This is a genomic window from Streptomyces sp. x-19 (assembly GCF_046549115.1).
Lineage (GTDB): Bacteria > Actinomycetota > Actinomycetes > Streptomycetales > Streptomycetaceae > Streptomyces > Streptomyces albulus_C.
Map to the genome: position 1 here is coordinate 14,110 of NZ_JAJPWK010000044.1, position 14,861 is coordinate 28,970.

Below are 14,861 nucleotides of genomic sequence, written 5' to 3' on the forward strand. Positions count from 1 at the left end.
GACCAAAGTCTTCCTGCCGCGAGAGGTCCCGTTGTCAGGCCAGTCTGCCACCACGACGCTCACCCGTACCATCACGGTTGCGGATGGTGTCTTCGCTCCCGGCCACCTGGGTGAGCTGACCCAGTACCTACCTTTCGAGCTTGTCGATGACGTGCTGGAACAGACACGAGCTGTGCAGCATCGGCTGCGACAACTGCTGTCCCGGGTGGGTGTGTACTTCGTGCTGGCCCTGGGGCTGTTTCCCGGTCTCGGGTACGCGCGAGTGTGGGACAAGCTGGTCGCTGGTCTGCGCGGACTACCACTGCCGGCCCCGTCGGAGAAGGCCCTGCGCGATCTACGCCGACGGCTGGGGCCTGCTCCGTTGAAGACGTTGTTCGAGGTCATAGCTGGGCCCCTGGCTCAGCCCGCGACGCCAGGGGTCTGTTATCGGCGATGGCGGACGGTCGCCTTCGACGGCTGCAGTTCCATTGAAGCCCCTGACCAGCCCCGTATCCGCGCTCTTCTGGGCAAGATCCGACGGACCCGTGGCGGCCTGGAGGGTTATCCGCACCTGCGGCTGATGGCCCTGTGCGAGACGGGCACCCGCGGACTGCTCGGAGCGGTGTTCGGCCCGATCAACACCGGCGAGACGATCTACGCCCGCCGGTTGCTACCGCTGTTGAACACGAGCCTGCTACTACTCGCCGACCGGGCCTTCGACGGCAGCGGCTTCCTCACCGCGGTGGGCCATACCGGAGCCCAGATCCTGATCCGCCTGAAATCCACGCGCTGTCCCGTCATCTGGGCCACGCTGCCCGACGGCTCTTTCCTCACCCGCATCGACGGCCGGACCTTCCGCATCATCGACGCAGACGTGACCGTCATGTGCGACGACGGACACCGCATCCGCGACCGATACCGGCTCGCCACCACCTTGCTGGACCACCGAGCTGACCCGGCCGCGCGGCTCGTGCACCTATACCACGAACGCTGGGAGGTCGAGTCCTCCTTCCTGGCCCTGCGCCACACCCTGTTCACCAGCCGAGTCCTGCGATCGACAGACCCCTTCGGCCTGAAGCAAGAACTCTAGGCCCACCTCGCCCTCTACCAGACGTTGCGCCGCGCAATGGTCGATGCCGTGGAGTCCGTACCGGGGACCGACCCCGATCGCGCTGGCTTCACCGCGGCCCTCCAGGCCACCCGGGACCAGGTCATCGCCGCGGGCGGCATCATCCCGGCCACCGTCTCCCCACGAGCCGAAGCCATCGGCGAAGCCGTCTTGAACAACCTCCTGCCCCTCGCCGCGCCCGCCTCAGCGCCCGGAAAGTGAAGTGCCCTGTCTCGCGCTACCCGGTCGAACAGAACGAGAAGCGCCCCGCACGCAGCCAGAACATCGTGACCATCGCCGTCAACGTCCTTGCCCGTGCCGCCTCACGGCCCTCCCCGCGGCTGCCAGAGACCACGGACGCTCAATCCGGGGCGAGCCGCTGGGACCGGGCCCTCCAACTCCTACGCACCGAGCCAGGCCGGTCCTGGCGCACCGTCGAACTCGCCGCGGCTCTTGGAATCGGCCACTACCGCAGCTTCTGTGCCCAGTTGGGACAGTGGACCAAAGAGGGATACTGCAACGCCTCGGACGCGGGCGCTACACACTCGCCGCGGAGTTGATCGCTCCCACCTCGTCCCAAGACCCCCAACTGCCAGGTGAGCTGGAGTTCCCCCCCGCGCCCTTAACTTCGTGGCCTTGGGTCACGGGTGGTGTGAGTTGGTAGCACCGTCCGTCACGCAGCAGGGCCCACAGGACGTTGACTCGTCGGCGGGCCAGGGCGAGCACGGCTTGGACGTGCCGTTTGCCTTCGGCGCGTTTGCGATCGTAGAAGCGGCGGGATTCCTCGCAGCAGCGGATGCTGATAAGCGCAGAGGTGTAGAAGACCCGTTGCAGTCCTCGGTGGTAGCGGGCTGGGCGGTGCAAGTTGCCGCTGATGCGTCCGGAATCGCGGGGTGCTGGGGCCAGGCCGGCGAAGCCCGCGAGGCGATCGGGAGTGCCGAAGCGGGTCATGTCCCCGCTCGTTGCGGCCAGGAACTCGGCGCCGAGCAAGGGACCGATCCCGGGCAGGCTGGCGATCACTTCGGCCTGGTCGTGGCTGCGAAACCGGCCCTCGATGAGTTTGTCGATCTGCTCGTTGAGCGCCATCACCTCCTTCGCCAGGCCATACACCATCTGGGCGGCCATCGCCTCGCGGGCAGCGCGGTGTGCTGGCGTTCAGCGGCCTCGACGGCGGCAGCGGCGGGGTGGTCGCGCTGCGGACCTTGCGGTTGCGCAGCCAGGTCTCCAGCCGCTTGGTACCGATGCGGCGCAGGGCGGCCGGGGTCTGGTAGCTGGTCAGCAGGACCAGCGGACCGCGGTTGGTCATCTCAAGCGCGCGTTCCAAAGCGGGGAAGATGCCCAGAAGTTGCTCACGCAGCCAGTTGACGGAGCGGGTGCGGTCGACGACCAGGTCGGCCCGACGGGCGGTGAGGATCTTCAGCTCCGCGATGGCTTCCACGTCAGGCCGGACTGGTTCCAGGTCGCGTCGCATCCGGGCCTGGTCGGCGATGATCGCCGCGTCCCGGGCGTCGGTCTCCCCTTGGCCCCGATAGCCTGCCGTGGCCCGGTTGACGGCCAGTCCGGGCAGGTAGAACACGGGCTGGCTGTGGTTCGCCAGGAGTCCCAGCAGCAGGCTGGCACCGCCGTGTGTGACGTCCACTGCCCAGGTCACCTCGTGGCCGAGGTCCAGAACGGTGGCGACGAGAGCGAGCAGCTCCGACTCGTCATTGGTGACACGGCGGGACAGCAGGTGTCTGCCTTCCGCATCGACTACCACGCAGTGGTGGTGTGCCTTGCCGATGTCCACCCCGGCCCATATACGGCCCATTGCCCCTCTGGCGTTCGTGCCTGTCGTTGTCCGCAGACGACCTCGCCGGCAGGTCCTTACACAAGCGAACTGTTCGCAAATCCCAATCAGCGGCCGAGTCGTCGCGGGGTGCGAGGCGGCCAGTCATAGCAAGCCACGGTCGGCAGACCACTGAAAGCCACACCTCGCACCCCCAGATGCCCCAACCCTACGAATGGCTGGACCAAACCGATGACCAACGTAAGGACCACTGAGAACATCGGCTCATTTTCTAGCAGCCGCTCTCACCTGCTACACAAAGCTCGCGAAAGTCACCATGCGAGAAAACTTCCAAGCCTCATCTCGCGGACCAAGTCATTGGTTGCTGCTGCATCTTGACATTCTCCCCCTCAGTTCCAATGAATGATCCAAGGAATAGGTTCTTGAAATGATACCCCCCGGGTACGTTAATGTGATCCCACACGGTTTCCCTGGTTCCACCGGAGCTCGCTACAACGTTATCTCCGACGACAGACATCTTGTGGCCAGTGGACAAATTTATCAGCGCGCGCCCAGCGAGACCGTCGGCGTTAGTGGGGACGCTCGACCAATACTGCCTGCCGTTGCTCTCATTGCAGTCTTCGAGCGCAACGTTGTTGTCGACATGCTCGGTCATGCATTTGGATCCCTGGACGAGCATCAGCGCTGGCCCTTGGGTGGGCTTCTGTGTCTCCGCCGCGAGAGCAACCGGTATGCTTGCAATAAGCGCACCGCCGGCAAACAAGAACGGCAGAGTGATGCGAGCAGCACGATGGAGCATTACAGTGCCTCCAATTTTCGAGGAATCACGGAGCCAGCTCGGCAATTGACCACTCCCCGAACCCAGATCAAGCTGCCCACAGGGTTTGATGTCCGCGGACACTATGACCTATGGCAATGGCAGCACCTCTGCGTATAAGCCAAACCCGAGCCGAGTGGTCAGTAGAGCGATCTTATCTTCGACGCCGTGGCGCAACAATCGACGAAAGTTGACCACCTTATTGAATCTCTTTCATCCTGTTCCACAGGGGCGAAATGGCCTGGCCAGCGGGGTGATGGGTGACATGGCAGAGCCCCTTGTCGCTGAGGTGTTGATCTCACTCGACACCGGCATCAAGGGGCCCTGTTGGTTCCCAGGGCTGAAGCGTTCTCAGCTGGTGGGCGTGATGAAGTCGAGTGCGTGGTCGGGTGTGACAGGTAGTGGTCTGCGGCTTCCGCCTGGTTGTTCCAGCCGACGAGGTGGGTCAGGGCGATCGCGAGGTTGCGGAAGGTGGCCAGGGCGCGGGGCGCGTTTCCGGTACGCACTCGGCAGGCGTCCTCGCGAAGGGTGGTGTCGCGGATGTGGCCTGCTCGCTTTGCAGGCTGGTGACCGCATAGACGCGTTCGAGTGTCACCTTTCCGCGGCCGCAGATGACGCCCTCAATCTCCAACTCCGCCATCAGCCGCTCGACAGTGCAGCGGGCCACATCGACGCCCTTGCGCCGAAGCGCGCGGGTGATCCGGCGGGCACCCTACGTGCCGCCCGACTCCGCGTGGACCTCCTCGATTACAGTAACGGCATGAGCTGATCGTCACGGAGCCGGCGGGCCGACTTCGGCCGCTTATTAGTGCGGGCGAAGTACGTCGACGGCGACAGCTCCAGCACCCGGCAGGCGAGATCGACCCCGAGGCCCTTGACGCGCAGGTGGTCTATCACCTGTGCGGCCTCGTCCGGGGACGGTCGAGCTCCTGGGCAAAAACCACGGACGCGGCCTTAAGAATTTCGTTCGCCCGCCTCAACTCCGCTACTTCTTCACGGAGTTGCTTAAGCTCGTCCTGCTCGGCGATGGTCAGCCGGTCGTCGCGCTCGCCACGATCAGCCTCGGCCTGGCGGACCCAGCCACGCGTTGTTGGCCTGACGGTCGTCGCCACGATCGAGCCGGTGGCGGTTGGTGTGGCCGGAGAAGGCAGGGATTGAGGCGCCTTCGCGGAGGTGGGCGAAGGCAGCTTCGGAGTGGAGCCGGCCGGGATTGTCCGTCCGCGTTGGCCAGCGGATGGCCGGCGGTCTGCGGGCCGACACCGGGGGCGATGATCAAGCCGGTCGCCGCCGGTCGCAGAGTGATTACCGAGACGCTTGCGCAAATGAACCCGGGCCTCTGGTGGAAAGCGGTCCGGAGTGTACTCCAGGAGGCGTTGCGCTGGACCGGTCCAGGTGCAGGGGTGGTGGTTCGTTCGTGTGTCAAGTGGCAGCACACGGGGGCTCAGCGCATGATGGTTTGGTTGGCAGTGTAGTGAGGGCTGGCGTTATGTGGTCATTTCCTTTTGCTCCGTTCAGCTTTGAACTTCCGGGTTTGATCCGTAGGCGCGGTGGGGGGTCTCGGGTGGTGTCTGTTCGTTGGCTGGCATTGGCCTCGATGAGTGTTGAGGGCGGGCAGGGCTGGTGCACATATGTGATTCTGCATCTGTGCTCTGCGGTTGAACTTCGAGCCTTCTATTTTGCCGTAGGAGTTGGTCAGGTATGCCGTATGCGACGCGTTTTCAGTTGACTGACCCAGAGGGAAACATATACGCCAACCCTGAGGATCGGGAGGTGCCCGATCCAGTGACGGGTGTACGAGGGGGGAATGTTTACCAGATTCAGCTTCCCGCGCGAGTGCCTGGCGGAGGCCCCGCTCGTTACACGATGAAACCTATCTGGGTATACAGGGTCTGCCCAGGTATTATCGTCTACCCTGGCGCCCTCCATGAGGGTCACGCTACGGCTACTTCGCACTACACTTCGCGCTACATAGATTTTAAGACATCCGCTGATCCAGTCCGGGCCGCGGGGGCGAATACAGCAGACATGCAGCGGTACCTGAATGACGTGGCCAATAAATATGATCTACAGTATCGCCAGCAGGAAGGGCGCTGGATCTTGAAGTCGCGTGCCCGGATTCGCCCCTTCGGCCCCAGCGACCGTCCCCCCGATGGGGGAGGGGACAGCCCTCTGACTCAGGCGGTGAAAGATGCGCAGACTGAGGGGCAGGTGCACTGGGCGGGTTTTGAGACCGTCGCATCCAGGACCGCAGCTACTGGTAATCAAGCGGTACTGGCCCGCGACACGCTACTGGAGACGCCGCAGACATCCGGCATGACCCTCGGGAGCATCGTCGATGCCACACATACATCTGCGGGCAACCCCCTACGGCAGGCGGCGGAGAGTGACTGGGTGCCGCAAACGCACACCGCTTCGCTGTCCGTTCTGGAGGGGCATCTGGCTAAATTTAAAGAATTCGAGGAGGGCGATGAGGGGATTGCTGATGAATGGAAGCGTGTGGAAGAACTGTGGAATAACGGTTTTCCTCATGGGACGGTCAGCTACAAGTACTTGGATCCCCGAGTGACCGTGCGCTACAAGTCGCTGACCGCAAGGTATCGGCTGGACAGGGTTATGCCGTTCAACGTGATCGACGGTCATGAGGATCTGCATTCACTGCATGCTGCCACAGGGGCCGTCGCTTCCACCACGCATCCCAGCACGCTGGTACCGGACAGGGTCGCACATGGAAATACTCCGGTTGCGGTCCTTTCCCGACTTTACCGATGGATCACAGGAAGCGATACACGTTTCGAATGGGTCAAGGTTCCCGAGAAGTGCGAGGAGATTTTCACCGGATCGTATAAGCGGTCTCGGGCCGCGGCACTGAAGGTGGTCCCGGGTGCTAAGAATCTGGTGTTGCGTGACGGCTCTCAGGGTATTTTGACCTGGGAGGAGATCTATGGCACGCATCGCTTGCGTGGCTTGATGGTGGATTTGCATAGCGAGCTTCACAGACTGAAAGAAACAAGCCTCTGGGCAGGGACGTTTGGGCGACAGAACGACCCGGCTGGAAATGATGCTCTTGAACAGTTCAGGTTCCAGATGGAGGTTCTGGAGGGAGCTGCTCGAACCACCGAGGGTGAACTGGCAAAAGGCTCCATGCTGCGAGGCCCGGTTCGGCATTCGTACAGTCAGGCTAGCAAGGAAAAGGTGGTACTCGACGAGCGTATTGATGTGCACGAGTTGGAGTATGAGCATTACCGGCCTCGGAAGGGAACCTTTGGTACAGGGAAATTCGCTTCCGGATACAGCGGGAAGGTATTCAAGCCCTACGCTGTAAAATTGATGCCATTTTCCCTGTCCGGGCCGACCCCGTATTCCGTCATGCCACAGCAGGAAGCTGTCTCGGGCATGGAGGAGGTCGACTGTGATCTTTCTCAGGAGGCGGCTGTTGAGACGATTGACGCGAATGACCCGGATCTTTCTGCTGACGCGAAGCGAGATCTGGCTGTGTGGCGGCCAGTGTGGGAGGAGGTTGAGGGGGATGCTGCTCTGGCGGCAGGTGAGATCACGGTGACCGGTCGTGAGATGTCGGGTTTGCCGGGTGGGCAGGGTGTGTGGTCGCAGGCAGGGAATGTGTTGCCGGGTACGTCGGTGTTGCGGCAGGGGAAGCTGGGAGCAGCGACGGGGGAGGTGCACAGGCAACTGACTGTGGACGGTAAGGGGGAGGAGGCACGCCTGGAGGAGTATCGGAGGAAGTTCGGGCCGGGGGGTGAGGGTGTCACTGCCGAGATGACGCTGGCTGTGCTGCAGGCCCCTGGGCTGCTGGAGGATGCTTTCCGCAAGGGGACGCCGCCGTTGAAGCTCGATCAGGACATCGCTACGGCCGGGTGGAGCGAGAGCCGCAAGACGCTGTACAACGACTGGCTGTACGGGACTCCCGGCACGGCGACCGACGCACAACGACGGCGCGCGTACTGCCACCTGAGCGTCTGCCTGTACAGGCAGACGCGAGATGCCGCAGGCAGCAGTCTGCAGAAACTTCTCGACGGCCTGGATGAACCCCTGGCGGACCTTCCCGACGAGCACAAGTGGGAGACTCCCCGCGACGGCTTGGAGGAGTGCTACAAAACGCAGCTGCGTATCATCGAGCACCTGGCCGAGACCATCACGGGCATTACGAAGTCAAAATCCCGGAAGTCAGCCGAGGATAATATGGTCACATGGCTGGAGGTCGCTCGTGCCGACTTCAAGGCAGGTATCCGGCGCATGCACGAAGTTGCCGGGAACTCGAAGAATGATAAGAGCATCCCCCCGTACGGAACGGCGGCGTACAGTCAGTGGGCTAGATTTGGGAAGTATGTTTACCAGGATTTGTTCATCTATCAGCCGCTCAACCCTGAGGCTGCTAGCTCTCTCTCAGAAGGGAAAGAGAAAGCATTGGACAGGGCGAAGCAGCGAGATGGCCTGGACTACCGTCTCACCGAAGGATTCGAACGCGACTGGAGCGTGCTCACCCGAGGGGATAAGCCCTTCAGTGGAGTTGACCTGTTCCTGCCGGTATCCGGGAAACTTTCTCCGTACCACGTGTTCTCCCGTGCCCCTGGGAGCACCCACCTAGGCTACTACCGCGAGATCTTCTCACGTGTGGACACTGAGACAGCGCCTGTCCAGGGTGAACCGGAATTCGTGGACGATCCGAACGGCGCGACTGAATTCGCTTCCTCGATGGAGAGATCCGATGTTGTGAACGGACGCTTCCTCTTTTTCAAGTCGCCTCCCTCGCACAGCTTCAAATATGCCTCAGTCAGCGAAAATAGAATCTTCAGTCCTTCTGCACGCTCTGAATTCGGGGAAAAGCATTTCAGTGGCTTGCGCCTACATGGTGGCACGGAGATCAGTCTGTCGACTGTAGATGCAGTAATGCCCGATCGGGTGAATAATCGATTCTGGTTCTTCGAGGGCAATCGGTACGTCCATGCCGAGGTATCCGATGAGGGGAAATGCAAACGACTGGGGGCGGGCAGGATCACGGCTGACACGTGGCCTGCCCTGTTCGGCAAGTCACCCGACGGGGATAATACTGACAACTATGATCGGATCGATGAGGTTATCCCCGTACCGGTCAGCGGTTACTACGTTGTTTGTAAAGGTGCGAGCTACCGTATCATCACCATCCCTGAAGGAGGCGGCAAGAGTGAGTTGGTGGGAGGACCGTATAGCGGCTTCATGCCGATCGACCTGATTGTCGCCCTCCGAGCATCGCTCTTGCCGCGGTTTGCAGCCTTTCACGAGGGCGGGAGTCGGATTTTTACCCTGAGCGGGCATCGCACCTTGGGGCTGAAAACAGGAACAACCGATATCGATAACACTAGCTGGCCGTCTTTGATTACTGGAAGCTATTCATTTTATGTGGTGGATGCCGCCGCGCCAACGGAAATCGAAGGCTCGAAGAAATATTATATCTTCAGCGGAACCCGTTATCGGCGTATCAAACTGGGGCAGAACAGTCCCGAAGTGGGATCCACTCTCATCTCCGAGGGCTGGCCCTCTTTGAGTCAGGGAGGTTCGCCGCCCTTCACGTCTGTAGACGCGGTCATTCCAGTCCCCGGTGTAGCGAAGGAATTCTACTTCTTCAGCGGTGAATACTTTCGACGCATTCGACTCGAGGGGGCGAAAGATACGTTGGTTACCGGCCCTAGAAAGCTCAATGAGCGTGTATTGTGGCCGGAACTGTGGTTTGCGGGCTTCGATCACATCGATGCATTCGCACCCGTTCCGGACAGGCCCCACACTTATCATGTATTCTCTGGCGACAGGACTGTGCAGGTCGGATTTGAGCCGGATACGACGGCTGATCTCATCGGGCTCCACTGCTGGGAACTCCAGAGTTCCCTTCTTGCTGCCGTTGAGAAAACCAAGATCTTGGATCGCCAAATCGATGCCCAAGACTATCCCGCGAAGAAGGTTGCGCTCAAGAACTACTATGCGGGTGGAAGTCGGGGACGGGCTGTGGTCGAGGACATTCGCGGAGCTCTCAGGACGCTGTGGGATCCGGGCATGTGGTCCTTCCGAACCTCGGATTTCGGTAAGTCCGACGGGGGCATCGACCGCGAAAAGGTAAAATTCGAGCTGGAGAAGTATTTTCCCGATTCGGTGCGCGTGGCACTGCTGACCCCGGCCGTGTCCGGCGAACTGCCCTTCCAGCTTGCCAAGGATGCCAAAGATGTCCTCGAAGCTGGCGACAAGGAGGAGGAACGGTACCCCGTGCGCCGAGACTCGGCGACGGCTGCGGTGGGGCGTTTGGAGGCGGCCCTGAAGGACTGGCTGGCGGCGGTGAAGGATGTCCTTGCGGCCGGTGCGGCTGCCGACCAGCACTATGACGACGCGAGAGAGGAGAAGTGGGAAGAGGAGGAATGGGCCACGGCGCGGGTGCAGGAGTGGAGTGACTTCCATACGAAGCTGAGCGCAGCATGGGCCTATGTGGAGAAGACGGACGGCAACCTGGGGCCGGGGATCTTTGCCGCTGCCGACCGTCTGGCCGACCCCGATGCCGGCGCCCTCGCCACTGCCCTGGGTACCCGATTGCAGGACACACTCGTGCACATCTACCGCCAAAGCGCCGACATCCGGGCCAAGAGACCCTGACCTACATCGCGACAGTGTTGCCACTGCAGGTCGGCAGAATCCGCACCAGACCTGCTCATCCATCCCTATGTGGAGTTGATCATGCCTGCAGACCAGGAGGCGGCTAAGCCCGCCGCAAGCCCGTCCCGGCTGGCTCCCCTTCCCGTCACTTTGATACCTGTCGACGGTGACCAAGAGTCCGACAGTCATCTGAGCAGTGACGTCTTCGCACCGCTGACCATCAAGGTGACGCAAGGGGAAGGGGGCCTGGACCCTCTTGAGGGCGTCCTCGTCGACTTCACCCTCGAGGGTCCCACACTCCAAGCGGAGCCCCAGGAGCACCGATGCCCCACCAACGCTCTCGGGCAGGCCAGCTCACCTGCTTTCGCCCCGCTCGCCGGACCGGGCACCTACACCCTCACCGCCGAACTCCACAACACCGACGACTACCACCCTGCGCCTTCCAGCCTCAACTATGACCGCACCGCTCCGGAGGTGCTGGTAGTGGCCTCCCTGCCGAAACGGTGCTACCTGGCCGGCGGCTGCCCCCTGCGCCTGCGAGTGATCCGCCCGGCCACCGAAGCCGACGAACTGAGCATCAATTGCACTCTGGCCTCTGACACCTTCCAGCTCAGCGCCACCCCACAGTCCCCACCCGCACCCACAGGCGACGCCGTCACCGATGAGGACGGAAACTTCATCCTCTTCCTGCGCCCCGTCAAACCCCTGGACCCCACACCCGCAACGATCGCCCTGCACGTCTCAGCGGAGGACAGCCAGAGGACCTGGACAGCGGAGATCCCCTGCCCGCAGATCCTGCTCCCCACCCTGATCGACGTCTCCACCGGACAGGAGCAGGGAGCCCCGGCTTCGGACGGCGGTCTGGACAGCGGTGACGGCCAGGCCCTGGTCCCGCTCACGATCCGGGCCATGGGCCCCGGCCCAGACGACGATCCCGTTGACGGCCAGCAGCTGGGGGACCAGCCGCTTCCTGACATCGCCGTGGACTTCTCGGTGACCGACGAAAACGGCCAGACCCGATCACTGGGAACCCGCTACACCGACGCCCATGGAGAAGCGACCTCCCCTCCATCCCTGGGCCCCTACGCGGGCAGAGGCACCTACACCCTCACCGCCCAGCTCTCCCCGCCCTCCACCGCAGCCATCCGCGGCAGCAGCCCGGCCCCCGCCCAACGCACCAGCATCCGCACTCCCGGCCTCGAAGGCCCCACCGCCGTCAATCCCGGCCAACCCCTCACCTTCGCCTACACAGTGAAACAAGCCGCTGCCGAAGGCCAGGTCGTCTCTGTGTTCAGAACAAACCAAGACCCCCTGAACCCCGGTGAGGATCCCTTCTACCATCAGGTGGTTACGGGTGCATCCGGCACCGTGACCTTTCCGGGGATCCCCCACCTCGGCGCTCGCGACTACCTCGCCACCCTCACGACCGCGATCGCCCCGGAAGAGTTCATCCATCTGGCCGAGCCACTGACGTTCACCGTGGCCAATTCCACCCTCACCACCGCAGGAGAATCCTTCCCCGCCGGCCAGGACATCACCTTCACCTACGAGCACGGCGAAGGCAACACCGGCAACCCCAACGCCGTTATCTGCCTCTACACCGAGATGGAAGGCCCCCCCTCCTCCGGTGAACAGGGCCCGGGCGCGCTCGACACCTACGACGCCACCGATGCCAGCGGGACCGTGACCTTCCCCGCCGAGAGCTTCACTACCGGCACCTTCATCACCGACAGAAACTTCACCGCCTATCTGCTCGACATGGGCGACGGAACCTCAGAGCTGGACGACTACCGCTGGCTCAGTGTCCCCTGCCACATCACCGTCCAGAACACCCCCTGGATCAACAACTTCACAGCAACCTACAACGCCAACGGAACCATCTCCGCAACCGGGCGCTGCGGCCCCTACGAAGCCACCGTCGAATCCTTCAGCGGCAGCCAGAACGACTGGGTCGGCATCGGCGGCATCACCGACAACACCTTCACCAACAACAACATCCCCGCCGGATACGAACTCAACGACACCACCTTGCGCCTGCGGGTGAAAAGCGGCCAGGAAACGAGTTCCCTCATCAACATCCCCCTCACCCGGCCCCGGCCGGTGATCGAGGTGGCGACCTACCGCAACGGCACCACAAATGTCAACGTCGAGGGCGCAGGCCTCCCAGGGGCCGAGTTGGCCATCAAGGGCAGCACCGGCGAGTGGATCAGCAAGGACCCCGTTGGCACCGACGGCCGCTTCAACGCCGACGGCGACGACTACAACACAGCCGGGGCCATTGTCCGCCAGCAGGTCGCCGGGCAATGGGTGGAATCCGACGCAGTGCCGCTGGCAGTTCCACCACCCGAGATCACCAGCCCCGCTGATGGCAGCACCGTGACCGGCCCCTGCCCCCCTATCACCGTCACCGGCCGCCCCGACAGCACCGTCACACTCAAAACCGTCGATAACGTCGTCGCCACCGGCACCATCACCGACACAGACGGCCTACTCACCCTGACCCCCACCGAGAACCTCCCCAACGGCACTATCACCCTCACTATCACCCAAACTCTCAACGCCACCGAATCACCCGACACCACACTCACCATCCAGGTAACACCGCCCTGGATCCTTCTGTTGACCGTCGAGGCGCCGGAAATGCCGCTGACACGTGTGCGGTGGTACTCCGACACCGCGCCAGGCGCCAGGCTGGGCCTTGGCGATGTCGTAACCCTGTTGGGAGAGGCGGACCTTGAGAGGGAAAGCGGCGATCGCAAAAACAGCGCATTCCTTGCAGGTTTGCCGGACGGTCTCAAAGCAGTCGAAATCTCACCCGAGCTGGAATGGGACGAAACGAACGGCTACTGGCGCCACGACAGCCCGCCCGGACAGTTCCTCTATTTAGTCAAGGTGCAGGTCGAGTCCGGTGCACCCGCCACCTGGGCACCCTCCTTCCGCGCCGACGGACAGGGCAGCAGCGACTGGCAGCCGATGCACCCGCCCTACATCACGGCGAGCATGCCTGAATGAAAGATCGCGTAAAAACATATATATCGCCTTGGGAGGCGTAGTGAGCACCTGCCCATACCGGCGCGGGAGTGGTGGCCTAAGGGGCCGCTGCCCTGCCGGAGTGGATCGGGCGGCGGCGTACAGACTGCCAGCAGAGTAGGCAGGCTACCTCCCGGTCCGGTGATGCAAGACAGCGGTCAAACTATTCAGGGATCCGATACCGGGCAGGTAGAGCGACACTTGGCACAGACGTCCGTGCCGACTGCGAGGAGGAGGGACATCATGGCGGTTCCCTTGCAGGCAGACCAGCTCATAGCTGTGTTGCGCAATGAAGGTGTTCGAGTACTCGAGACCAGTGGCTGGCGTACGAACAATCGTAATGCACAGGGTGTGTGGGGTCCGGTCAATGGTGTGGTCGTTCATCACACAGTGACTCGGGGGACGCAGTCGACGGTCGATTTGTGTTTCCGGGGGTACAGTGGGCTGCCCGGGCCGTTGTGTCACGGGGTAATTGCCAAGGACGGCACGGTGTATCTCGTCGGCGACGGGCGCGCCAACCACGCTGGCTCCGGCGACGGCAGCGTGAAGCAGGCCGTGATCACCGAGTCCTACAACGACAGGCCTCCCGCGCCCACTGCCTCGAATACGGACGGCAATGCGTGCTTCTACGGCTTCGAGTGCGAGAACATGGGCGATGGCGCCGACCCCTGGCCGCCCGAACAACTCGAGGCCATCGAACGGGCCGCAGCCGCCTTGTGCCGCCGCCACGGATGGGGTGCCAAGAGCGTCATCGGCCACAAGGAGTGGACAAACGCCAAGAGCGACCCCACCTTCAGCATGCCCGACATGCGTCGCCGCATCGCCGCCCGGCTCACCAACGCCCCCGCTCCCGGCCCCGGCACTCCCCCGGCCCACCAGCCCTTCCCCGGCACCGACTGGTTCCACACCAGCCCCCACTCCCCCATCATCACCGCCATGGGACACCGACTGGTCGCCGAAAGCTGCGCCACCTACGCCCAGGGACCGGGGCCCCAGTGGGGCGAGGCGGACCGCCAGTCCTACGCCGCCTGGCAGCGCAAATGCGGCTATACCGGCCCCGACGCCGACGGATGGCCCGGCCCCGACACCTGGAGCCGCCTTAGCGTCCCCTACACCACCCCGCGTGACCCCGACGACTGACACGGCCCAGCCGACGTACTCCCATGGCTGAACTGCTGATGCTGGCTGGCGACGAGGAGTACGGCGGTCGCGAGCTCCGGCGGCGGGGACTTTAAATAGAACGGCTCTGTTCCGTAGTCGGTGGTGACGGCTTGTGACGGGTGTCGTTGACGTCGTATGCGAAACGCCAACTCCCTTGTGAGAACCGTGTTTTCGGGACTCTCGGCACTGGTCATCGACGATGTGGCTAAGAGGTCCTAACAGAGGGTCTGTCAACTTAACGGTGTAACTGGTGTGGTTGTTGGGTCAGATGCGGGTTGCTGAGAGGCGGCCGTCGAAGGCGATGTCGAACGCCTGGAGGGCCCGCTTCCAGCGCATCGTCCACCGCTTGC

General features: G+C 62.8%; 6 protein-coding genes and 2 pseudogenes. 4 read left to right on the forward strand and 4 right to left on the reverse strand.

Translation table 11 applies throughout. The features are described from left to right. Nucleotides 1–31: 31 nt before the first annotated feature. Nucleotides 32–1,751: pseudogene (locus ACLJT4_RS40495) on the forward strand (IS4 family transposase). Here ACLJT4_RS40495 and ACLJT4_RS40500 read toward each other — a convergent pair. The 4 genes and pseudogenes from ACLJT4_RS40500 to ACLJT4_RS40515 all read right to left on the reverse strand — a co-directional run. Continuing rightward, nucleotides 1,727–2,894 (reverse strand): annotated as a pseudogene (locus ACLJT4_RS40500) (IS110 family transposase); the annotation flags it as partial. The pseudogenes ACLJT4_RS40495 and ACLJT4_RS40500 overlap by 25 nt on opposite strands. A 316-nt stretch (nucleotides 2,895–3,210) precedes the next feature. Then, complete coding sequence (locus ACLJT4_RS40505) at nucleotides 3,211–3,528, reverse strand: hypothetical protein (RefSeq protein WP_411130062.1); 318 nt, start codon at nucleotides 3,526–3,528, stop codon at nucleotides 3,211–3,213. 607 nt (nucleotides 3,529–4,135) lie between these two features. Beyond that, on the reverse strand, nucleotides 4,136–4,390 hold the full coding sequence (locus ACLJT4_RS40510) for an IS3 family transposase (RefSeq protein WP_411130067.1): 255 nt from the start codon (nucleotides 4,388–4,390) through the stop codon (nucleotides 4,136–4,138). A 193-nt stretch (nucleotides 4,391–4,583) separates the two neighbouring features. Then, on the reverse strand, nucleotides 4,584–4,802 hold the full coding sequence (locus ACLJT4_RS40515; protein WP_411130063.1) for a hypothetical protein: 219 nt from the start codon (nucleotides 4,800–4,802) through the stop codon (nucleotides 4,584–4,586). 913 nt (nucleotides 4,803–5,715) lie between these two features. On the opposite strand from ACLJT4_RS40515, the gene ACLJT4_RS40520 reads away from it, so the two are divergent. From ACLJT4_RS40520 to ACLJT4_RS40530, 3 genes are all read left to right on the forward strand, one after another. Then, nucleotides 5,716–10,320, forward strand: a complete 4,605-nt coding sequence (locus tag ACLJT4_RS40520) for a hypothetical protein (RefSeq protein WP_411130064.1) — start codon at nucleotides 5,716–5,718, stop codon at nucleotides 10,318–10,320. Nucleotides 10,321–10,389: 69 nt separating this feature from the next. Then, nucleotides 10,390–13,332 carry a hypothetical protein gene (locus tag ACLJT4_RS40525; protein WP_411130065.1) on the forward strand — a complete coding sequence of 981 codons (2,943 nt, stop codon included), beginning with the start codon at nucleotides 10,390–10,392 and terminating at the stop codon, nucleotides 13,330–13,332. A gap of 261 nt (nucleotides 13,333–13,593) precedes the next feature. Next, complete coding sequence (locus tag ACLJT4_RS40530; RefSeq protein ID WP_411130066.1) at nucleotides 13,594–14,490, forward strand: peptidoglycan-binding protein; 897 nt, start codon at nucleotides 13,594–13,596, stop codon at nucleotides 14,488–14,490. Nucleotides 14,491–14,861: the final 371 nt, after the last annotated feature.